21 protein-coding genes are annotated in these 20,250 nt (G+C 59.4%); 16 read left to right on the top strand and 5 right to left on the bottom strand.

Annotated elements, in window-relative coordinates:
* Nucleotides 1–3: 3 nt before the first annotated feature.
* The 7 genes from atpA to H559_RS21395 all read left to right on the top strand — a co-directional run bounded on the left by atpA (nt 4) and on the right by H559_RS21395 (nt 7,918).
* The gene (gene atpA, locus H559_RS0103880) at nt 4–1,545 is read left to right on the top strand and encodes a F0F1 ATP synthase subunit alpha (protein WP_028451605.1); all 1,542 of its coding nucleotides are present in this window, start codon (nt 4–6) and stop codon (nt 1,543–1,545) included.
* Between the two features lie 25 nt (nt 1,546–1,570).
* Nucleotides 1,571–2,440 (top strand): F0F1 ATP synthase subunit gamma, encoded by an 870-nt coding sequence (gene atpG, locus H559_RS0103875; protein WP_028451604.1) that lies wholly within the window; start codon nt 1,571–1,573, stop codon nt 2,438–2,440.
* Nucleotides 2,441–2,481: 41 nt separating this feature from the next.
* Nucleotides 2,482–3,861: a F0F1 ATP synthase subunit beta gene (gene atpD / locus H559_RS0103870; protein ID WP_028451603.1), complete on the top strand. Its 1,380-nt coding sequence runs from the start codon at nt 2,482–2,484 to the stop codon at nt 3,859–3,861.
* A gap of 11 nt (nt 3,862–3,872) precedes the next feature.
* Nucleotides 3,873–4,304 carry a F0F1 ATP synthase subunit epsilon gene (locus H559_RS0103865; RefSeq protein WP_028451602.1) on the top strand — a complete coding sequence of 144 codons (432 nt, stop codon included), beginning with the start codon at nt 3,873–3,875 and terminating at the stop codon, nt 4,302–4,304.
* Nucleotides 4,305–4,449: 145 nt separating this feature from the next.
* Entirely contained in the window at nt 4,450–4,620 is a 171-nt protein-coding gene (locus tag H559_RS22540; RefSeq protein ID WP_155845280.1) for a hypothetical protein, read from the top strand.
* Nucleotides 4,621–4,787: 167 nt separating this feature from the next.
* Nucleotides 4,788–6,053 carry a nitronate monooxygenase gene (locus H559_RS0103855; protein WP_028451601.1) on the top strand — a complete coding sequence of 422 codons (1,266 nt, stop codon included), beginning with the start codon at nt 4,788–4,790 and terminating at the stop codon, nt 6,051–6,053.
* A 155-nt stretch (nt 6,054–6,208) separates the two neighbouring features.
* Nucleotides 6,209–7,918 (top strand): helix-turn-helix domain-containing protein, encoded by a 1,710-nt coding sequence (locus H559_RS21395; RefSeq protein WP_028451600.1) that lies wholly within the window; start codon nt 6,209–6,211, stop codon nt 7,916–7,918.
* A gap of 231 nt (nt 7,919–8,149) precedes the next feature.
* On the opposite strand, the gene H559_RS0103845 is transcribed toward H559_RS21395, so the two are convergent.
* Nucleotides 8,150–8,353, bottom strand: a complete 204-nt coding sequence (locus tag H559_RS0103845) for a hypothetical protein (protein WP_028451599.1) — start codon at nt 8,351–8,353, stop codon at nt 8,150–8,152.
* 326 nt (nt 8,354–8,679) lie between these two features.
* Nucleotides 8,680–11,286, bottom strand: coding sequence for an ImpA family metalloprotease (locus tag H559_RS18815; protein ID WP_155845279.1), 2,607 nt, complete (start codon nt 11,284–11,286; stop codon nt 8,680–8,682).
* A gap of 812 nt (nt 11,287–12,098) precedes the next feature.
* Between H559_RS18815 and H559_RS0103835 the strand changes: the two genes are divergently transcribed.
* The 6 genes from H559_RS0103835 to H559_RS18810 all read left to right on the top strand — a co-directional run bounded on the left by H559_RS0103835 (nt 12,099) and on the right by H559_RS18810 (nt 16,157).
* Nucleotides 12,099–12,857: a sulfite exporter TauE/SafE family protein gene (locus H559_RS0103835; protein WP_028451598.1), complete on the top strand. Its 759-nt coding sequence runs from the start codon at nt 12,099–12,101 to the stop codon at nt 12,855–12,857.
* Nucleotides 12,858–12,946: 89 nt separating this feature from the next.
* On the top strand, nt 12,947–13,744 hold the full coding sequence (locus H559_RS0103830; protein ID WP_028451597.1) for a DUF6630 family protein: 798 nt from the start codon (nt 12,947–12,949) through the stop codon (nt 13,742–13,744).
* A gap of 26 nt (nt 13,745–13,770) precedes the next feature.
* The gene (locus tag H559_RS0103825; RefSeq protein ID WP_028451596.1) at nt 13,771–14,226 is read left to right on the top strand and encodes an EVE domain-containing protein; all 456 of its coding nucleotides are present in this window, start codon (nt 13,771–13,773) and stop codon (nt 14,224–14,226) included.
* On the top strand, nt 14,220–15,017 hold the full coding sequence (locus tag H559_RS0103820; RefSeq protein ID WP_028451595.1) for a sulfite exporter TauE/SafE family protein: 798 nt from the start codon (nt 14,220–14,222) through the stop codon (nt 15,015–15,017). The genes H559_RS0103825 and H559_RS0103820 overlap by 7 nt, the downstream gene beginning before the upstream one ends.
* Nucleotides 15,004–15,408, top strand: coding sequence for a hypothetical protein (locus tag H559_RS0103815; RefSeq protein ID WP_028451594.1), 405 nt, complete (start codon nt 15,004–15,006; stop codon nt 15,406–15,408). Before H559_RS0103820 ends, H559_RS0103815 begins: the two co-directional genes overlap by 14 nt.
* 152 nt (nt 15,409–15,560) lie before the next feature.
* A complete protein-coding gene (locus tag H559_RS18810; RefSeq protein ID WP_051278905.1) occupies nt 15,561–16,157 on the top strand; it encodes a chloramphenicol phosphotransferase CPT family protein in 597 nt (198 codons plus the stop codon).
* Nucleotides 16,158–16,161: 4 nt separating this feature from the next.
* Here H559_RS18810 and H559_RS21390 read toward each other — a convergent pair whose 3' ends face one another.
* Nucleotides 16,162–16,554: an ASCH domain-containing protein gene (locus H559_RS21390; protein WP_051278904.1), complete on the bottom strand. Its 393-nt coding sequence runs from the start codon at nt 16,552–16,554 to the stop codon at nt 16,162–16,164.
* Nucleotides 16,555–16,839: 285 nt separating this feature from the next.
* Between H559_RS21390 and H559_RS0103800 the strand changes: the two genes are divergently transcribed.
* Nucleotides 16,840–17,055 carry a hypothetical protein gene (locus H559_RS0103800; protein WP_028451593.1) on the top strand — a complete coding sequence of 72 codons (216 nt, stop codon included), beginning with the start codon at nt 16,840–16,842 and terminating at the stop codon, nt 17,053–17,055.
* Nucleotides 17,056–17,451: 396 nt separating this feature from the next.
* Nucleotides 17,452–18,759, top strand: coding sequence for an NAD(P)/FAD-dependent oxidoreductase (locus H559_RS0103795; RefSeq protein WP_034639590.1), 1,308 nt, complete (start codon nt 17,452–17,454; stop codon nt 18,757–18,759).
* A 4-nt stretch (nt 18,760–18,763) separates the two neighbouring features.
* Here the strand turns inward: H559_RS0103795 and H559_RS0103790 are convergent, their stop codons facing one another.
* Complete coding sequence (locus H559_RS0103790) at nt 18,764–19,006, bottom strand: hypothetical protein (RefSeq protein WP_155845278.1); 243 nt, start codon at nt 19,004–19,006, stop codon at nt 18,764–18,766.
* Between the two features lie 152 nt (nt 19,007–19,158).
* On the bottom strand, nt 19,159–19,776 hold the full coding sequence (trhA, locus tag H559_RS0103785; RefSeq protein WP_028451590.1) for a PAQR family membrane homeostasis protein TrhA: 618 nt from the start codon (nt 19,774–19,776) through the stop codon (nt 19,159–19,161).
* A 218-nt stretch (nt 19,777–19,994) separates the two neighbouring features.
* Between trhA and H559_RS0103780 the strand changes: the two genes are divergently transcribed.
* Nucleotides 19,995–20,243, top strand: a complete 249-nt coding sequence (locus H559_RS0103780) for a hypothetical protein (RefSeq protein ID WP_028451589.1) — start codon at nt 19,995–19,997, stop codon at nt 20,241–20,243.
* Nucleotides 20,244–20,250 lie beyond the last annotated feature (7 nt).

Here is a 20,250-nt window from a genome sequence, read left to right as displayed (position 1 = left end):
TTAATGCAACTCAATCCGTCCGAAATCAGTGAACTGATTAAAGCTCGGATCCAGAATCTGTCGGAAGGCGCACAGTCCAGCACTACTGGTACCGTTGTGTCCGTCACTGACGGTATCGTTCGCGTACACGGCCTGTCCGATGTCATGCAGGGCGAAATGCTGGAATTCCCGGGCAATACCTATGGCCTGGCGCTCAACCTCGAGCGTGATTCCGTGGGTGCCGTAGTGCTGGGTGAATACAAGCACATCGTCGAAGGCGACGTTGTGAAGTGTACCGGCCGCATTCTGGAAGTACCGGTAGGTCGCGAACTGGTTGGCCGCGTCGTGAACGCGCTGGGTCAGCCGATCGACGGCAAGGGCCCGCTGGGTACTACCCTCACCAGCCCGATCGAAAAGATTGCTCCGGGTGTAATTGCCCGTCAATCCGTATCCCAGCCGCTGCAAACCGGTATCAAGTCCATCGACACCATGGTGCCGATCGGCCGTGGCCAGCGCGAGCTGATCATTGGTGACCGTCAGACTGGCAAGACCGCCGTTGCGCTGGACGCGATCATCAACCAGAAGGGCACTGGCGTAACGTGTATCTACGTCGCCATCGGCCAGAAGGCGTCGTCGATTGCCAACGTGGTACGCAAGCTGGAAGAACACGGCGCCATGGGTCACACCATCGTTGTAGCCGCTTCCGCTTCCGAATCCGCCGCGCTGCAATACATCGCTGCCTACTCCGGTTGCACCATGGGCGAATTCTTCCGTGACAACGGTGAAGATGCCCTGATCGTTTACGATGACCTGTCCAAGCAAGCTGTTGCTTACCGTCAGATCTCCCTGCTGCTGCGCCGCCCGCCGGGCCGTGAAGCATTCCCGGGCGACGTGTTCTATCTCCACTCCCGTCTGCTGGAACGCGCTGCGCGTATCAACGAAGTGGAAGTCGAGAAGCTGACCAACGGTGCTGTGAAGGGCAAGACTGGTTCGTTGACCGCTCTGCCGATCATCGAAACCCAGGCTGGTGACGTTTCCGCCTTCGTTCCGACCAACGTGATCTCGATTACCGATGGCCAGATCTTCCTGGAAACCGACCTGTTCAACGCCGGTATCCGTCCGGCCATGAACGCCGGTATTTCGGTTTCCCGCGTCGGCGGTGCAGCCCAGACCAAGGTGATCAAGAAGCTGGGTGGTGGTGTGCGTCTGGCTCTGGCTCAGTATCGTGAACTGGCTGCGTTTGCGCAGTTTGCTTCCGACCTGGACGAAGCAACCCGCAAGCAGCTGGAACGCGGCAAGCTGGTGACCGAGCTGATGAAGCAGGCCCAGTACAGCCCGCTGAAGGTTTCCGAACTCGGTGTGACCCTGCTGTTGATCAACAAGGGTTCCTACGACGACGTTTCGGTCGACAAGGCTCTGGCTTTCGAAGCCGCCTTCCTGTCCAACCTCAAGGCCAACCATGCTGAACTGCTGGCCCGCGTTGACGCGAAGGGCGAACTGTCCGGTGACGACGAAGCTGCCATCATGAAGGCACTGGAAAGCTTCAAGTCCAGCGCTGCCTACTGATCGACGATAAGACGAGGATCAGAACATGGCAAGCGGTAAGGAAATTCGCACCAAGATCAAAAGCGTGAAGAATACGCAGAAGATCACCCGCGCCATGGAAATGGTTGCCACGTCGAAAATGCGCAAGTCTCAGGAACGTATGAAGGCAGCCCGTCCTTACGGTGAAAAAATCCGTAATGTGGCTGCCCACCTGAGCGCTGCGCTGGTCGACTATGCGCACCCTTTTCTTGTTAAGCGCGATACCGTCAAGAAGGTCGGTGTGATTGTGGTTTCGTCCGACAAGGGCTTGTGTGGTGGCTTGAACACCAACATGCTGCGTCTGGCCGTAAGCCGCATGAAGGAACTGGACCAGAAAGGTATCGGTTGTGCGGTGACTGCGATCGGCAGCAAGGGTCTGGGCTTCATGAACCGTAGCCGCGCGAATGTGATTTCGCGCGTAATCGGTCTCGGTGACACCCCGCACCTCGAGCAGCTGATCGGCCCGATCAAGGTGATGGTGGATGCCTATATCGCCGGTGATGTGGACGAAGTACATATCGTCTACACCAAGTTCATCAACACGATGAAGCAGGAACCGGTGATCGAGCAACTGCTGCCCCTGTCGGGCGAGTCCTTCGGCCAGCCCGATCACGGCTACAACTGGGAATACCTGTTCGAACCGGATGCCAAGACCGTCATTGACGATCTGATGAACCGCTATCTGGAAGCACTGGTTTACCAGGCGGTCGCGGAAAACATGGCGTCCGAAAACGCAGCCCGGATGGTGGCAATGAAGGCCGCAACCGATAACGCCGACAAGGTGATCGGCAACCTGCAACTGCTGTACAACAAGACCCGCCAGGCGGCGATTACGAAAGAACTTTCGGAAATCGTCGGCGGTGCCGCAGCGGTGTAATGGTTAGCCAACCCGAATTGATGAGAATTTAGGAAACGACGATGAGCCAAGGTAAAATCGTGCAAATCATCGGCCCGGTAGTCGACGTGGAATTTCCGCGTGACTCCCTGCCCAAGGTGTATGACGCACTCAAGCTCGTTGACCAGGATCTGACGCTGGAAGTCCAGCAGCAGCTTGGCGACGGCGTAGTGCGTTCCATTGCCATGGGTACGACCGATGGTCTGAAGCGCGGCATGCAAGTAGGCAACACCGGTGCACCGATTTCGGTGCCGGTCGGTAACGCCACACTGGGCCGTATCATGGACGTGCTGGGTAACCCGATCGACGAAGCCGGTCCGGTTAACGCAGACACGGTCCGCGCCATTCACCAACCCGCCCCGAAGTTCGATGAGCTGAACCAGACCATCGACCTGCTGGAAACCGGTATCAAGGTTATTGACCTGATTTGTCCGTTTGCCAAGGGTGGTAAGGTTGGTCTGTTCGGTGGTGCCGGTGTAGGCAAGACCGTAAACATGATGGAACTGATCAACAACATCGCGAAGGCCCACTCCGGTCTGTCCGTATTCGCAGGTGTTGGTGAGCGTACCCGTGAAGGTAACGACTTCTACCACGAAATGAAGGACTCCAACGTTCTTGATAAAGTGGCAATGGTCTATGGCCAGATGAACGAGCCGCCGGGCAACCGTCTGCGCGTGGCCCTGACCGGTCTGTCGATCGCGGAACACTTCCGTGATGAAGGTCGTGACATCCTGTTCTTCGTGGACAACATCTATCGCTACACCCTGGCCGGTACCGAAGTATCCGCACTGCTGGGTCGTATGCCGTCTGCCGTAGGCTATCAGCCGACACTGGCGGAAGAAATGGGTGCCCTGCAAGAGCGTATTACTTCCACCAAGACCGGTTCCATTACGTCCATCCAGGCCGTATATGTTCCGGCGGATGACTTGACTGACCCGTCCCCGGCGACCACCTTCGCCCACCTGGACGCGACCGTCGTTCTGTCCCGTGACATCGCCTCGCTGGGTATCTACCCGGCAGTTGATCCGCTGGATTCGACTTCCCGTCAGCTGGATCCGCAAGTCGTTGGTGAAGAGCACTACAACGTCGCCCGCGGCGTGCAGTCCACACTGCAAAAGTACAAGGAACTGCAGGACATCATCGCGATTCTGGGTATGGACGAACTGTCGGCCGAAGACAAGCTGACCGTTTCCCGCGCTCGTAAGATTCAGCGTTTCCTGTCGCAGCCGTTCCACGTTGCTGAAGTCTTTACCGGTTCCCCGGGCAAGTATGTACCGCTCAAGGAAACGCTGAAGGGCTTCAAGGGCATTCTCAACGGCGATTACGACCACCTCCCCGAACAAGCCTTCTACATGGTAGGCGGCATCGAGGAAGCAATCGAAAAAGCCAAGACCTTGCAATAAGGGGGTAGGCCATGGCGATGACCATGCATGTGGACGTCGTGAGCGCCGAGGAACTGATCTTTTCCGGCACCGCCGAGTTTATCTCGGCGCCTGCCGACAAAGGCGAAATCGGTATCCTGCCGCGGCACGCGCCGTTGCTCACCCGTATCCGCCCCGGTGCACTGCGCATCAAGCGAGCCGAGAACACCGGCGAAGAGGATGTCATCCTCTTTGTTTCCGGCGGCATGCTGGAAGTGCAGCCGCACGTGGTGACCGTACTGGCCGACACCGCGATTCGCGGTGCCGACATTGACGAAGCCAAGGCCGTCGAGGCCAAGCGCAAGGCAGAAGAAGCGCTGAAGAACCACTCCGGTTCGATGGAATTCGCAATGGCCCAGGCCGAGCTGATCGAAGCAGTCGCCAAACTGGGCGTGCTGTCGAAGATGAAGCATCGCGGTCACTGAGCGGTTCGATGCAGTATATTGCAGCAAGCAAACGGGCAGCCTTCGGGCTGCCCGTTTGTGTTTCACGTGAATCATCCGGGTATGTGTCTGTGGCGCTTTAGCAGAAAGGGTCTCGGGTTGATACGTCGCTATGTACGGAGCCCTCATGAGTAACGTCATCCCATTTCGCAAGCGTGCGCACAGGTGCCCGCCGCAGTTGCCGGTGGATGAAACCGCCGCAGCGTTGCCCGCAGCCTCGCGCTGGCGCGGAGTTCTGATCTGGCTGCTGCTGGCCAGCATGGCGGGGAGTTCCCTGCTGTTTCTGGCCACACTCTGAGCCCATTGCCGGCTTTGTCCCATGCTGCCGGATGGCCTTGGTATTGTTACCCGTCAGTTCGTGAATTACTTCCTCGCACGGACCGGGGTATTTCAGGATATGATTCGTCCTTTCTATTTTTAAGCTCGGTGCCGCACGCCTGCGTGCCGGGTCAAGCAGACAGCTGAATGAAGTGTGTTGATGATTTTCGTCTGAAGTTTGGCGACCGCGAATACGTGCCGATCATGATTGGCGGTATGGGTGTCGACATTTCCACCGCCGATCTGGCGCTTGAAGCCTGCCGGCTTGGCGGCATTGGCCATATCTCGGATGCCATGGTCAAGACGGTGACCGATCGGCGCTATCAGACCAAATACGTCAAGGAAAAGCTGGCGAAATATAAATTCAACGTGAACAACCCGGACAAATCCGTGGTGCAGTTCGATCTGGACCAGCTGGCCGACGCTACCCGGATGCATGTTGAATCGACCATGAAGCGCAAAACCGGCGATGGCATGGTGTTTGTGAATGTCATGGAAAAGCTGACGATGAACGCGCCGAAAGAGACGCTGCGCGTGCGTCTGCATGCTGCGCTGGATGCCGGCATCGACGGCATCACGCTGGCCGCAGGCCTGCATCTCGGTTCCTTCGCGCTGATGGAAGATCACCCGCGCTTCCGCGATGCCAAGCTTGGCATCATCGTGTCCTCGGTGCGCGCGCTGCAACTGTTCCTGAAAAAATCATCCCGCACCGGCCGTCTGCCCGATTATGTGGTGGTGGAAGGCCCGCTCGCCGGCGGCCACCTCGGCTTCGGCATGGATTGGGCGGAATATGACCTCGAGACCATCGTCAAGGAAGTGCTCGAGTGGCTGAAGGCTGAAAACCTGGCCATTCCGGTGATTCCGGCCGGCGGTATTTTCACCGGTAGCGATGCGGTCAAGTTCCTCGAAATGGGCTGTGGCGCCGTGCAGGTTGCTACCCGCTTCACCGTCACGAAAGAATGTGGTCTGCCCGACAAGGTCAAGCAGGAATACTTCAAGGCCAGCGAAGACCAGATTGAGGTCAATGAAATTTCGCCGACCGGCTACCCGATGCGCATGATCACCAGCAGCCCGGCCATTGGCTCGGGCCTGAAGCCGAATTGCGAGGCGTATGGCTATCTGCTGGATGCCAAGGGAAACTGTGCCTACGTCACCGCCTACAACAAGGTGCTGGCCGACAATCCGGGCGTGAAGAAGATTTCCGAAATCCACGTCTATGAAAAAACCTGCCTGTGCACGCACATGCGCAACTTCGACTGCTGGACCTGTGGCCACTACACCTATCGCCTGAAGGACACGACGAATGTCCTGCCGGATGGCAGCTACCAGCTGCTGACGGCCGAGCATGTCTTCAGGGACTATCAGTTCAGCAAGGGCAATACAATTGCATTACCGCCGGTCGACAATGACTGAAGACTGAACGCAGCAGAATGCAAAGTACAACGCCCGCATACGCGGGCGTTGTACTTTGCAACTGCAGATACGTTGGCAGCCGCGCTGGCATATAATCAAACCCTGTTTCAGTTTCCCTGTGCCACCCACCAGTGGCTTGCCCAAGCCCTGTACCCATGTCCGAGCAAGACCATTCCCCTGAACTGCGCCACCTGCAGCCTCTATATCAGCGTTACGCCGCCAGGCCCGAGCTGTTGTTCCAGCTTGAACAGCAATTCGGCCTGCGCCGTGTTGCTGCGAACGACCCGGCCAAGCTGCCAGCACAGGCCGCATTGCAACTGAGCGAATATCTCTACCAGCAGGGGAATCCTCATGCGATGGCCTGGATTGCCAGCCAGCTGGATATGGCCGCCGGTGATGGCATTGTTTATTACCTGCGTAGCGCCATGACCTTGCGTCAGGCGCTCGGCGAATTGCATCGTCTTGGCCCAACCCTGTTTCCCGATGGCAACCTGGCGCTGGAAATCGGGCGTGACCGTTTCCAGATCCGGGTGCAGGCTGGCGACGGTGATAGCACGGGGCCCGTACGCTTGGGGCGTGCGTTGCGCTACGAGGCGGTACTGGTCTGGCTAAAGCGGGTTGTCGACTATATAACAGGCCAGCCGGTAGTCCCGCTGTCTGCCGCACTGCAGCAACCTTTATCGGCTGCAGGCAGTGAGCTGGTTGAATGTCTGGGAGTTGTCCCCGAAACCGGCTTGCCGCACTTTGCGCTGGCCTACCCGCTGATCATGCTCGACAGTGCACTTCCGGGTAGCAGTATGGCACTGCACCTTGGTTTGCGTGCTGCGCTTGATCAGCGTCTGAGTGTGTTGCGCCGCTCGGCCAGCGTCATCAGTGAAGTTCTGGGCTGGCTGGACAGTCAGCCAAACCTGCAGGAGGCAAGTCTGGCCAATGCTGCAGCGGCTCAGCATGTGGCAAGCAGTACCCTGCGCAGGCAACTGGCACAGGAGGGGACACATTTTACCCAGTTGCTGAACGCATACCGCAAGGCCTATGCGGTCAGGACCCTTATCAATACTGATGAAAAACCGGATACCATTGCCCATTATCTTGGATATGCCGAACGCAGCATATTCGAGCGAGCCTTCCGACAATGGTGCGGCCTTAGCCCGATGCGCTGTCGGCGACTGGCTCGCGAACTGGGGGCTGCAGGCAGCTGGGATGCACTCAGCGCGGTTGCGACCCTGGGAGGCACCTGGCAGCAGTCATCACTGCAAACGCTGCTGCAGGGGCAGGAAAGCCCCGATCCTTCGTTACTGCTGGCATTGCTGCGCCAGGATCCGGTTTTGCATCCCTATCTGCTTGGCATGCTGTGCCTGCCCCGTTTTGGCGGCCAGGAACCGGATGTGCTGGATGATGCCGCCATGACCCGGCTGGGGTTGCCCCTGCTGCGTGATGTGGTACACGGCCGGCCATCGGTGCCTTCTTCTTCCCGGATGCTGTCCTTGCAGCAGGCTGGCCGTACCCTCGCGAGCCGGTATGGCCCTACTGGCGGTCGCGATGGCCTGCTGCTGGCAGCGGAATGGCAATGGCTTGGGCTGGCACTCTGTGATGCCAATGACATCGTTGCGGTACGCCGCGCCAGCCTTCTGCTGCTGGTGTACTGGGGCGTGCCCGCCAGTTTGCTGCAGCCGCTCAATGACGAAGGGCGCTCGAGCGATGAAGCCCGCTTTTTGCGGGATTGTGGTGCTGCACTGCTGCAATTGCAGCAAAAACCTAGCGAGCTTGCAGAAGTAAGCCGGATGCTGGGGGCTCATTTTCCGGGACTGGCACTGACGGCTCTGGAGGAGCGGCTGCGTTTGTTGTTGGCCGAGCTGACACTTTGAGCCTCATGCCTTATTGGTGCTGCTTTTCCTGAGGTTGTCCCTACTTCAGGGGACCACGTGCCGGAATCAGCAGAGCGGTGCTGACTTCATGGGCTCCAGCAGAAGCCGAGCATCCACATTCAGCGGAACCCAGTTTCAAAAGTATCTGTCACTGGCGGAAGTCACTGCATACTACGGCACTGAAGGGCAGTGCGGGTTGGCACTGAGTGCGTGCTGGCCGGATGACTTTGTCTACCCACTTGCGCGCATGCCATGGCGCAACTTGACCACTTGTCGCCCGAACAGGCCCCGGCGGATTTGCTCAAGCTGCAAGTACAAGCGCAAGCGATAGGCTGTCTGATACAACTGCGATTGGGGCTTGGCAGCCTCCAGCATCACATCGGTCTGCATCTCAATCAGCACCAGTTCCTGATCACTCAACAGTTTGGGATTCATGGGCATACCTCCGTTTGATGAATCCTGATTTCCTTCAGGAAGGAAGGTTATTAGCACCTACCGCGCGATATTTTGATACTGGGTGTGCCCGGTGGCAGGTCGGGGGCTTGCCTTGCCAAGCCCCCGACACCCCCAGGGCGCGCCCTGTCAGCCGCCCCGCAGGAAATCCTCCTGCGGGGAAAACTGTACTTCTAAGCCGCTATCAGTGCAGAACGTACTAATCAGCGTCTTTGTTACCTGGCCTTCCTGAAGCCGCGAAAGATTCAGCCTGGAAGTAGTGCTTTTACGGCCGGAAATGAGCGGGTTTTCTCAAGTCCGGCTGGCTGTCAGAACGGGTATGCGGGTGTGGTCGCGGACAGATCAAGCCACTGGCCGGTCGACACCTGATTGAACTTGCTGCGTTCCAGAGCGTAGAACTGTTCCGGGAGTACCGGCAGATTCAGGTCCGCCACGGAATCCAGCGCCGTCTGCGACAGGGTGATGCCGTACATGGCGAAGATATTGCGCAGATCCCTGCCGATGATCTTCGAACTCAGCACAAATAGCAGATCCGGGTTGCTGATCGTGTTGTCAGTAAAGCGCCCCATTCCGTACTTGTCCTTATTGTTGGCATCCCAGGCTCTTGCCACTAGGCGGTCACCCTTGGTCAGCAGGGTGAAGTAATCCATGCTGGCCTCCATGCTCGGGATGGCTTCGTTGGCACGGTAGCGGCTGAACAGGAAGGCGAGCTGGAAGTGCACGGCACGCATCGGATCCTGGGCATTCATTGTCCATAGCCGGTGTTGCATATCCAGCACCTTGTCATTGCCAGTCAGGCCGCTCGCTCGATTGGCAACAATGTACTGATACAACGCAGGATGATTGGTCACATGCCCGGTATCGACCCCAATCAGCTTGTATTGCCGCATCATGTGTGCGCTGGCCAGAATGTTGTTGTTGCATTCGGTCACGCAGCCTTCGCCATTGAAGGATATCGACATGACGCGCTGGACGGTGTTATGACCGAGTTCGTGCGACCAGCCCCAGCCGGTACCGCCGACGGCAGCAGAGCCATCCGAAGGATTGCCCGAGCAGAGGAAGCCGCAAGCGGCCAGCCAGCCGACAAAGTGCTGCACATTCGGTGCCCGATGCAGCGGGCCGTCGCAGGTCCAGCCGAATGCGGAACAGACTGCGGCCACATTCGCGCTCATTGGCATATTGCTGTAGCCATTGGTGATGTGGTTCGAGTCGAACAGCATGCCTTTCAGCTCGGTCTGCACATACCGTTCAGGATCGGCATTGGCATTGATGAACTTGGCAACTTGCTGGACCTCGCCACCGACCAGTTTGATGGTTTGCCAGCCGAAGTCCTTGCGCTGTGCTGCCGCGCGCGCTTCGCTCAGTTCCGTGGCGCTCATTGTTCGGGTGAAGTCAAAGTGGCTGTACTTGACCACGCCCTTGACGCGCAGTTTCACGACCGAGCCGGCTTGCGCACCGTTGTAGTTCAGAAAAAGTGGGCCACCGAACGGCGTGGTAAAGATGCGGGTTCCGCTAGTCGGCAGCGGCACGACGCCGGAAGTCGGATAGCGGGGGCGCTCGTAGTTGTCGCTCAGCGGATTGCCCTGCGTACGCAGATAATTGGTGCGAACGCCGAGTGAACTCGCGCCGGCGGCATCGACAATTTCGATTTCCACCGGCTTGCCCGGAATCGCTCCGCGACCAATTGCCGTATTGCCCGATCCCTGAGCGATGGTGACTTCGATGATTTCAGCCGTCGAGCTGGGGGCCAGGGTTTGTGCGATCGCCGGCATGTAATCACCCTGATCCGCCGAGGTCTTGGTGTAGCGGCGGGCAAAGGCAACCCATGAATCGGACGCCATTGCACGGAGGAAATCGATCGCAGGGCCGGTTTTGTTCAGCGGGCCATAGTGTACATTCGGACGCCAGACGTCGGCCCAAAGCAATAGCAAGCGGTGCAGTTCGGTATTGGGCTGGGTGAAGATATCGAGGCCCCGATTGTCAAATCCTCGAATTTCTGCCCGCAGATCATCGATCGGGCCAATCGGGGTGGTATCGCTCCAGTCATGCACCAGTTGATCGTTCTGCAGCATGGCCAGCGTGTCGGCCAGCGAACCCATTTGATCGAGGCGTTTCAGGTGATCGGCGAGGGTCAGCCCGGCGGCGATATTGATCCCATTCCCCGCAAAATAGTTGCCGGGGTAGCCTCCAATAATCATGCCCATGCTGGTAAGCACATGTTGCCCGTTGCCCGCACTCCAACTGTTGTGGACATATAGTACCGGCTTGCCTGCAGAGAGATAGCGGCTGGTTAGTGTGCTTACTATCGGATTATCGGGAACCCCACGGCCAAACACGATCAGATCGCTGTTTTGCCAGCAGGTATTTTCCTCGGCCACATTGCAACTGACTGCTTCGGCATTCCAACCCATGGCCTTAAGTGTGGTAACTACTGGGGTGGCTGAGTAACCTGATGCTGCAACCCGGATCGTAGACCCTATTGCTGTATTGGCTTTACCAGTCAGTTGCCAGGCAAGAACTCGCTTTAGGATAGGCAAGTGCTGTTTAAGATAGGTAGCCGGCGCAGGGGCTGCGAGTGCCGAGAAAATATCATTCCCATAGGCTACAGCCTTCCCAGACCCTTGCTGCGACCAAGCTGCAAGCACCTCGCCGCTATCGCTGACGAGTAATGGCGAGGCTGATGTGCTGATAAAAGGTGTGATGGTCACACTGTGCTGGCCCGGTGCATAACTGAAATCCTGAATACCATTAAAGACATCAGCGGTAATAGCTTGTTGTTGTTGCTTGTACTGCTGGGCTAGTAACTGGGCGCGCCGCAAAATTGACTTGTGATCAGTTAGTGCTGCCGGGTTTCCGCTTTTCAGAGCTGAATCAAGCAGGACGTTCCCTGTCAACGTTGGTGTTGGGGAGGGCACTGGGGAAGGCGTAGGGCTTGGCTTGGGGGGCGTCGTGGGTACCAAGCTTGGTTTAGGCGTAGTGGTACTAACCGACGTAGGAGTAGGGCGCAGCGTCGGGGTTGAAGTGGGCACTGAGCTGGGCGTAGCAGTACTAACTGGTGTGGGTGTGGGACGCAGCGTCGGAGTGACAGTTGGGGCTAAGCTTGGCTTGGGTGTGGCAGTACTAACCGGCGTAGCAGTGGGCACCTTCGTCGGGGTACTGACCGGTTTGCTTGTTTCCAACCATACGGCGAGCTCACTTCGATAGTTTTGCCATGCAGATTTTTGCTGCTGCCATTGCGTATGGCATACCAAAAGATGGTTTTCCCAGAGTTGTTCAGCAAGTTGTATCTCCTGTGCGCACTCTCTCGTATTACACGCAAACGTTAAACGAGTCGGCTTAGGGTGTTGCAACAAGCATGTTGTTTGTGCAGATGATCCGGTTGGTTCTGGAAAACGGGGTGGCAAAGGTTTTGGAACAGACATGGCTTGCGGGATATCCATGGAAGCGGACATGGCTGCCGAGTCATTCGCCGAAGCTGTGCCATAGCTTGCCAGCAAGGCAAGCACCATCAGCTGTACTCGTTCGATTTTTAACATTTGCATGGAATGGGTGCTGCTGAAAAGGAGACGTCCTCAGCTTATTAAAAATAAGCAAATGGTAATATTGCGGAATCGCTCATTCTTATGACAAACGGGTTTATGCCGATAGACGGGCCATGGAAAACACGGATGGCCTTGCGTGCAGACTAAGGGCATAGTAATTCCACCCAAATTCTGTTGATTCGCTGATGGCTGAACTGTATCTCCTTCTTCCTTTGGCGTTCCTTGCCGGCCTGATCGATGCCGCCGTCGGCGGCGGTGGTCTGATCCAGTTGCCCGGCCTGTTCGGTGTACTGCCACGCGAATTGCCAGCCGCTCTGCTGGGAACCAACAAGTTTGCATCGATCTGGGGTACTGCTTCGGCAACGGTAAGCTACCTGAAGCGCATTCGTATACCCTGGGGTGTCATCCTGCCGGCCGCCGTCTGCGCCTTTGCTGGCAGCTTTGCCGGGGCCCGGATTGTGCACTGGTTGCCTGCCGACTGGGTTCGCCCGCTGGTCATCGCACTCCTGGCTGTCATGCTGATTTACACTTGGCTGCGTCCGTCGTTTGGCGCTGACGACGCCGGTCGCAAACTGACTCGCCGCGATGTATTGACCGGCATGCTGCTGGGCGGAGTGATCGGTTTCTACGACGGCATTTTCGGGCCCGGCACCGGCACCTTTCTGGTATTTCTGTTCGTGCGCTTTTTTCACTTCGACTTTTTGCGCGCCACCGCCTGCGCCAAGGTCGTCAATCTGGCGACCAATGCTGCCGCGCTGGTGTTTTTCATTCCCGCCAAACTGGTGCTGTTCGGCTATGCCATTCCAATGGCGCTGGCCAATATCGCCGGGGCGCAGGTGGGTTCCAGGCTGGCGCTGCGGGGGGGGAACGTCTGGATCCGGCGCCTTTTCCTGTTGCTGGCGATCATCCTGCTCGCGCGCCTGTCATGGCAGCAGTGGGCTTAGCGCCATAGCATCCTGCGGCTGTAACGATGCGGCTTGGCGCATGGCAGCGGACGAGGCATGATAAGCAGATTGGTCAATTGGAACGCCGCATGCCCGCTTTCCCCTCCTATTCCCAAGTCGAGCCCGCCGATCTGGCCGCATTGCTGGCCTGCAGCCAGCCTGACGGCCGCAGCTGGCACGATGGACAGTTTGCCACCGCCCATACGCTCTATTCCGATGTGCTGATTATTGATCCAGGGTATAGCGATGAACGTGAATTAAAGATTTGGCTTGAAGGCGATAGGGTTGAGGGTATCTGTGCCGTTCCGGATGATGGCGAAGCGGGCGGGCAGGCTTACTATCTGCTGGACGAAGAAGACGAGCTGCTCGTTACTGGCGTACTGCAGCGCATGGCCGCCGATCTGCTGCCCCGCTACCGGCCACAGCGCAGCGACGCCCACGCCTTTCTGGCCTGGTGTATCGGCGAGGATGCTGCCACCCGCCTGCTGGACGAACGCATCGGCGAACTGCCGGCTGATGGTCCGCGTCGCTGGGCACTGCTTGCCGATGTACTCGACGAAGCCGGCCAACTGGTCGCATTCGAATGGCAGGCGTGGCACGACGAAGGCGTCGTTGAGCTCAATGCACTGCCCATCCTGCAGCAGCGCGGCATCGCCATCCCCATGCCCGACGCGGCAACCCGGCGCGAGGTGCTTGGTGCCGACGATTTCAACTCTGCCATGTTTGACTACTTCCGCACCTATCTGGATGAGGGGGAGCTGATGCTGGTCGCACTCGGCCATGCGTTCAGCGATTACCAGACCTTTGTCGTGCTGCCGCTTGACGACTACCGCGCCGCCCGCGCCATTGCCATGACAGCATCGCTGGGTCTGGCGGCGCAGTGGTAGACATCAGCGCGATCTCCGGAGCTGCAATGAACTACTGGTTGATGAAATCCGAACCCGACGATGTGAGCATCGCCGATCTGGCCCGGCTGGGGCAGGTGGGCTGGTATGGCGTGCGCAATTATCAGGCGCGCAATTTCATGCGCGATGCGATGCAGATTGGCGACGGCGTGCTCTTTTATCACTCGAGCTGCGCCGAGCCGGGCGTCGCCGGCTTGGCCGAGGTCAGCTCAAACGCCTATCCCGACCCGACGCAATTCGACCCCGCGAGCAAGTATTTCGACGCCAAATCTTCTTCCGATGCACCGCGCTGGCAGCAGGTTGACGTGCGCTTTGTCGCGCAGACCCGCCTCCTGGGGCTGGAGGAAATGCGCAGCTACCCCGAGCTGGCACAGATGCAGGTGCTCAAGCGCGGCAATCGCCTGTCGATCACGCCGGTCAGTGCGGTCGAGTGGTCCTTCATCCGCGAGCTGCTGGCATGCTGACGCTGATTCTGGCCTGCCTCGCGGTGGGGATGGTGGCAGGCCTGCTGGCTGGCCTGTTTGGCGTGGGCGGTGGCACGGTGATTGTGCCGGGCCTTTTGCTGGTGTTTCCACTGGTCGGCGTGCCGGCCGTACAGGCGCAGCATGTGGCGCTGGGCACGTCGCTGGCCAGTATCGTGTTTACCGGCATGGCGAGCGCCTATGCGCATCATCGGCGCGGCGCGGTGAACTGGGCTGCCGTGCGGCGGCTGGTGCCGGGTATCCTGCTCGGCACCGTGCTGGGCGCGCTGATTGCCGGGCGGATGTCGGGCCTGCTGCTGCAGTGGATTTTCGTCGTATTCATGTATGCAATGGCCGTGCAGATTCTGCTCGATCTGAAACCCGCGCCTGGCAATGCCTTGCCGGGCTATGGCGGCAATGGTGCCGTGGGAGGCATCATCGGCGTGCTGTCTAGCTGGATCGGCATCGGCGGCGGCTCGCTCACCGTACCCTGGCTGCTGCGCTGCAATCTGCCGGTGAAAGAAGCCATTGCCAGCTCGGCGGCGGTGGGCGTGCCGCTGGCGCTGGCCGGCTGCATCGGCTACACGGTGTCGGGCTGGGCGGTCGCCGGTCTGCCGGCAGGCTCGCTGGGCTTCGTGTACTGGCCGGCGGTGCTGGCCATCGTGCTCGCCAGTTTTCCCATGGCGAAGCAGGGCGCCGCGCTGGCACACCGCTTGCCTGCCGCAAAACTGAAAAAGGCGTTTGCCGTGCTGTTGATCGCGGTTGCCAGCAAGATGCTGTATGGCCTCGTATAAATTCCTCCTGCCGGCGCTGTTGCTGGTGTGTGCCCCCCTGCTACAGGCGGCGGAAGAAACCCCGCTGCAGCCAAGTGAGGAATGCCGTGCCGCGCTGCAGGCCTTTGCCACGCATGTGAGCCGCCAGCAGGGTTACGCGCAGCATGCCGAACTGGAAAGCGCGCCCGCCGGGGATCAGGTCCGGCTGGCCTGCGATGGCAGCACTGAAGCCTACAGCCGTTCCCTTGCCGAAATCATGCAGCCCTATCAGGCCGCCCTGCGTGCCGAGCTTCCTGCCGGAACGGACAGTGCGTTGGCGGATAATGTCGGCACGCTCTTGGTGCTGATTGCCATCGGCGCTGCCATTGCGGGTCACCCGATATCGTGGAATGGTGTGATCACCATTCCCTGACGCGCGAATGGCCACTGCTGCACCCGGTCTGGCTGGCGCTTGCAAGGGCTGGTTTCTGTCTGCCAGCGCGTTCCGGTGTGAAGTCGACAAGCGCAGCAAAGTAAGTGCCGTGTGCAAACGCCTACACTGCGGCTTTCGACAGGAGAGCCGCCATGCTGCCGCAAGTCATTATTCTGAACGGCACGGGCAGTGCCGGTAAAACCAGCATCGCCAAAATCCTGCAGGAAATCTTGCCGGTCCAGTATCTGAACTTCAGCATCGATAGCGTGCTGTACGCCCTGCCGCCCTCGGATCTGCAAAAAATGATGCGTGGCGAAACCATAGACCGGGAGGGCTATCATTTCCCGGATCTGGTAACCGGCTTTCACCGTTGTCTGCCGGCATTGCTGGGCGCGGGATGCCGGCTGCTGATCGACAATGCCTGGGTTGAAGATGGCGAAAAGCAGGAACTGCTGCGTGAGCTTGCTCCGTATGATGTCTTTCTGGTCGGAGTGCATTGCGATCTGGATGTTGCCTGCGCGCGCGAACGTGCGCGGGGTGATCGCGCAATCGGCCTTGCCCGCTGGCAGCACCCGCTGGTCCATCGCGCCATGCATTACGATCTGGTCGTCGATACTTCCGCACAGTCTCCAGCTGCTGCAGCCCGGCAGATTTGCACGGCCTTGCCGAACGCACGCAAGCAAAACGGCGCATTGCACGCCTCGCTTTCTGCGATTACCGCAGCCCGTAGCCAGGGCGAAGCGCAATAAATCCTCATTGATCTGAATACTGCTCCAGCAGCCGGAAGTGGGTGGCCGTCATCAGGAAATCGTCCGTGATGTCCTCGTCGGGCCAGCAGTAGCGGTGTGCCTCGCGGAAATGCTCCGCATCCCGGCAGTATTCTTCCTGCCACAGCCGGTCGGGGAAGCTGTCCCAGCGCGTGGTATAGACATCGGTGATTTCGATCAGGCAGCGCAGGCGGCCGTGCAGGTCGTACACCTCCACCACGTCGCCCGTTGCCCAGCCCCCGCTGTCGAAGTCGCCTTCGGGCAGGTGATAGCTGGCCGCCGGGCAGGCGGTGGCCGTTTTCTGGCCGGCGAGCACCTCGCGCACGAGGCTGTCGTCATCGGCGTTTTCCCCCCAGAACTGCATGCGTTTGCGGATCATGACTGCTTTCCCGGCAAATGGTGAAGGCGCCAGTATGCCGTGTGCTGCCCGGCGTGTTTGCCATTGCTTGCGCTTTTGCCATGGAAAACGAGGGGTATGGGTATATGGCCACAGCCATTTTAATAAAAGGGCTGTGGAGGTATACATTGAGGTGTTTTCTTGCAGGACAAGGCGCGCTGCTGCGGCGGTAATGCCGTGTGCATATTCACACAATATGTAGTTGAGTTACTTTTTGTTAAGAGTAATATATGTAGCAATACTACATAAAACACCAAGGAGACCATCATGCTGAATCTGCTCAACTCCCTGCTCGAATCGGTATCCGGCCGTCAGTACCTGATTCCGGTGAATGCCCGTGTCAACCGCGCTGCCGGCGTACTGGCGACTGAAAAAATCGATGGCCGTGTCCTGAAGATCGAAGGCGACAGTGCTCAGGTGTGCTGGCCCAGGGGTGAAAAGACCCGCGAAAACCTCAGCGATCTGGTGCTGATCGCCGAATAAGCTGCGGCTCGATCTGCCTGCTGGCGTGAACGATGCCAGCCCCCCGTTTTCTGCCCGGCCATCCCGATGCGCCGGGCTTCCTGCGTCAAATGCAGCCAGGTTCTGTTGATGTTTTGTTTGCGCTGCCCGTTTGTGCTTTTTTGGCCTGAAACAAGGCGCGAAGTCCGCCGCATAGTCGTTCTATGCAAGGGCTTTGCAACGCCGTGTCAGGCCAAAAACAGCCAAACCCGGGGGCTGGGCGCTTTTTGCGCCGACTCTGCGTTGTTGCTTCGCTGACATAACCCATTATGCGGCGCTCACAACGCCTTGATTCGGCGCAAAAATCGCTCCAGCGGGAACGCAAAAAAAACATCAACAGAACCTACACTGTGAGCAGTGCTACCACGGAGTATGACCATGAGCAGCAAGCCTTTGCACCGGATCGTGATTGTCGGCGGTGGCGCCGGCGGACTGGAACTCGCCACGCGGCTGGGCCGCACGCTCGGCAGCCGCAAACGCGCCGAAATCGTGCTGGTCGACGGCTCGCCCACCCACATCTGGAAACCGCTGCTGCACGAAGTGGCCACCGGTGCGCTCAATACCGGCGAGGACGAGGTCAACTACTTCGGCCATGCCTGGCGCAATGGCTACCGCTTCGAATTCGGCTGGCTGACCGGGCTGGATCGCAGCCGCAAGGTGCTACAGATCGCGCCGGTGCTGGATGCCGAGGGGCGCGAGCTGGCCGCCGCGCGTGAAATCGGTTACGACACCGTCGTGCTGGCACTGGGCGCGATTGCCAACGATTTCGGCACGCCGGGCGCGCAAGCGCACTGCATGTTCCTCAATACGCCGACCGACGCCGAACGGCTGCGCCGCCGCATTCTCGACCTGAGCTTTGCCGTTGCCTCCAGTGGCGACCCGGTGCAGAAGCTGACGATCGGCATCGTCGGCGCCGGCCCCACCGGTGTCGAGCTGGCCGCCGAGATCGACCACACCATCCGCGAAATGCACAACCTCGGCGCCAGCCTCAGCCCCGCGCAGCTGGAAATCACCATCATCGAAGGTGCGCCGCGCATCCTCTCCGGCGCGCCCGAATCACTGTCTGAATACGCCACCGCCGCACTGGCCGAACGCGGAATTCTGGTCGCCTGCAACAGCCGGGTGGCTGCGGTGACGGAGGAAGGCTTCGAGCTGGCCGACGGGCGCCGCATTGCCGCTGCCATCCGTGTGTGGGCCGCCGGCGTGAAAGCCGCCGACTGGCTCACCACGCTGGGGCTGGCCACCAATCGCCTCAACCAGATCGAGGTCACTACCACGCTGCAGACGCTGACCGACCCGAACGTGTTTGCCATTGGCGACTGCGCTGCCGCTCCGGATGGCGAAGGCGGCCCGCTGCTGCCGGCCACCGCGCAGGTCGCCCACCAGCAGGCCAGCTGGCTGGCCGGCGCGCTGAACGACCGCCTCGCCGGCCGCGAGGTGAAGCCCTTCGTCTTCAAACCGCAGGGCATCATGGTGTCGCTGGGCAAGCACACCGCGGTCGGCAGCCTCGCCGCCATCGTCGGCCCGCAGCGCAATTACTATGTGGAAGGGCGCGGCGCCAAGCTGATCTACGCCTCGCTCTACCGCCTGCATCAGGCTGCGGTGCACGGCTGGATCCTCGCCGGCCTGCTCTACGTGGGCGACAAGCTGCGCCGCGTCGCGCAGCCGACGCTGAAGCTGCACTGAGTTTTCAGCGTGCCACAAGCAAAAGCCCGGCCTTATCAGCCGGGCTTTTGCTTGTGGCAGATTGCGGTTTGGCTTTCTTCGAGCGCGCATCGAACCAGCGCAGGGCCGACGTGGCAAGGCCGGCGATCAGCAGGGAAAACGCACCACCGAGATAGTGGTCTTGCGTCGCAGCTGCCTGCCTGGCCTTGGCGGCATGATCGGGATTCGTCGTGGATTTGCTTGCGCTGGCTGGCATGAGTGACTTCATGGAAAGGAGTTCAATATTAGCCATCATACCGATGCGGCTGTGTGGTGGACGGAGTGTGCGCAGTGATAACCATCGCGCATTCTCCATTCAAATTACTAGGTAGTGTATTGCTGCGCAGCCCTTTGAAATAAAAGGCTACATACCTATACCCATCAGTTCACATAGAAAATGATGCTGATGAACTGGCAGATGCTGCCGGCCAGCACGAACAGGTGCCAGATGCCGTGGCCGTGGCGGATGCGTTCGTCGTTCAGGAAGAAGTAGATGCCGGCGCTGTAGATCACGCCGCCGGCGGCCAGCCAGGCGAGGCCCGCAGTTTCCAGCCCGGTGATCAGCGGGCCGGCGGCAAACACGATCAGCCAGCCCATCACCACATAGATCAGCATGGAAAACAGCCGCGTGCGCTGGCCGATCAGCAGCTCCTGCACGATGCCGATCACCGCCAGCGCCCAGTTGATGCCGAACAGCGTCCAGCCCCAGGGGCCGCGCAGCGTCACCAGCGTGAACGGCGTGTAGCTGCCGGCGATCAGCAGGTAGATCGCGCAATGGTCGAGGCGCTGGAACACGGCCTTGGCACGTCCGGACAGCGCGTGGTACAGCGTCGAGGTGAGGTAGAGCAGCAGCAGCGTGCAGCCGTAGATGCTGAAGCTCACCACCTGCCACACGTCGCCATGCAGGCTGGCGTAGGTCACCAGCGCGGCCAGGCCGGCGGCGGCCAGCACGGTACCACTGAGGTGACTGAAGAAATTGAAACGTTCGCCGTAGTGCATCGGATCCTCCGCGGGTCGTGACCCATGATGCGCCCTTGCCCCGGCGATTGCATGGCAGTATTCACACCGCATGGTGCGCTGCAAGCTGACAGCGTGCTCAAGTATCGTCAGAATGGGCCGATACTAAGGTAAATACCTGATATGCAAGACATAATTTTATGAGGCTAACCAGATTATTTCGCCAATACCCACGTACATTGGCGAGCGATGTAAGAAACGTGGCTGCCAGCGGCGATGATGGCTTTTCCGTGGCCGATTTGCTGCCGGATGGCCCGCCGGCCAGCACCGCCGTGCGGCTTGGCTGGAACGGCATCGAGCGACGTTCCGGCACCGAGCGCCGCCGCGAGGATCGCCGGCAGGATCAGGCCGAGGCCCTGCTCGATACGCGCGCCGGGCTTGACCGCCGCCGTCGGGGCCGGCGCAGCAATGACCAGCCGGCCTTGCGCGGTTTTCTGCTCAAGGCCTGACGCCTTT

It is taken from the genome of Chitinilyticum aquatile DSM 21506, from assembly GCF_000430805.1.
Classification (GTDB): Bacteria; Pseudomonadota; Gammaproteobacteria; order Burkholderiales; family Chitinibacteraceae; genus Chitinilyticum; species Chitinilyticum aquatile.
The sequence above is the reverse complement of the archived record's forward strand: the minus strand, read 5'-3'. Positions and strand labels throughout refer to the sequence as shown.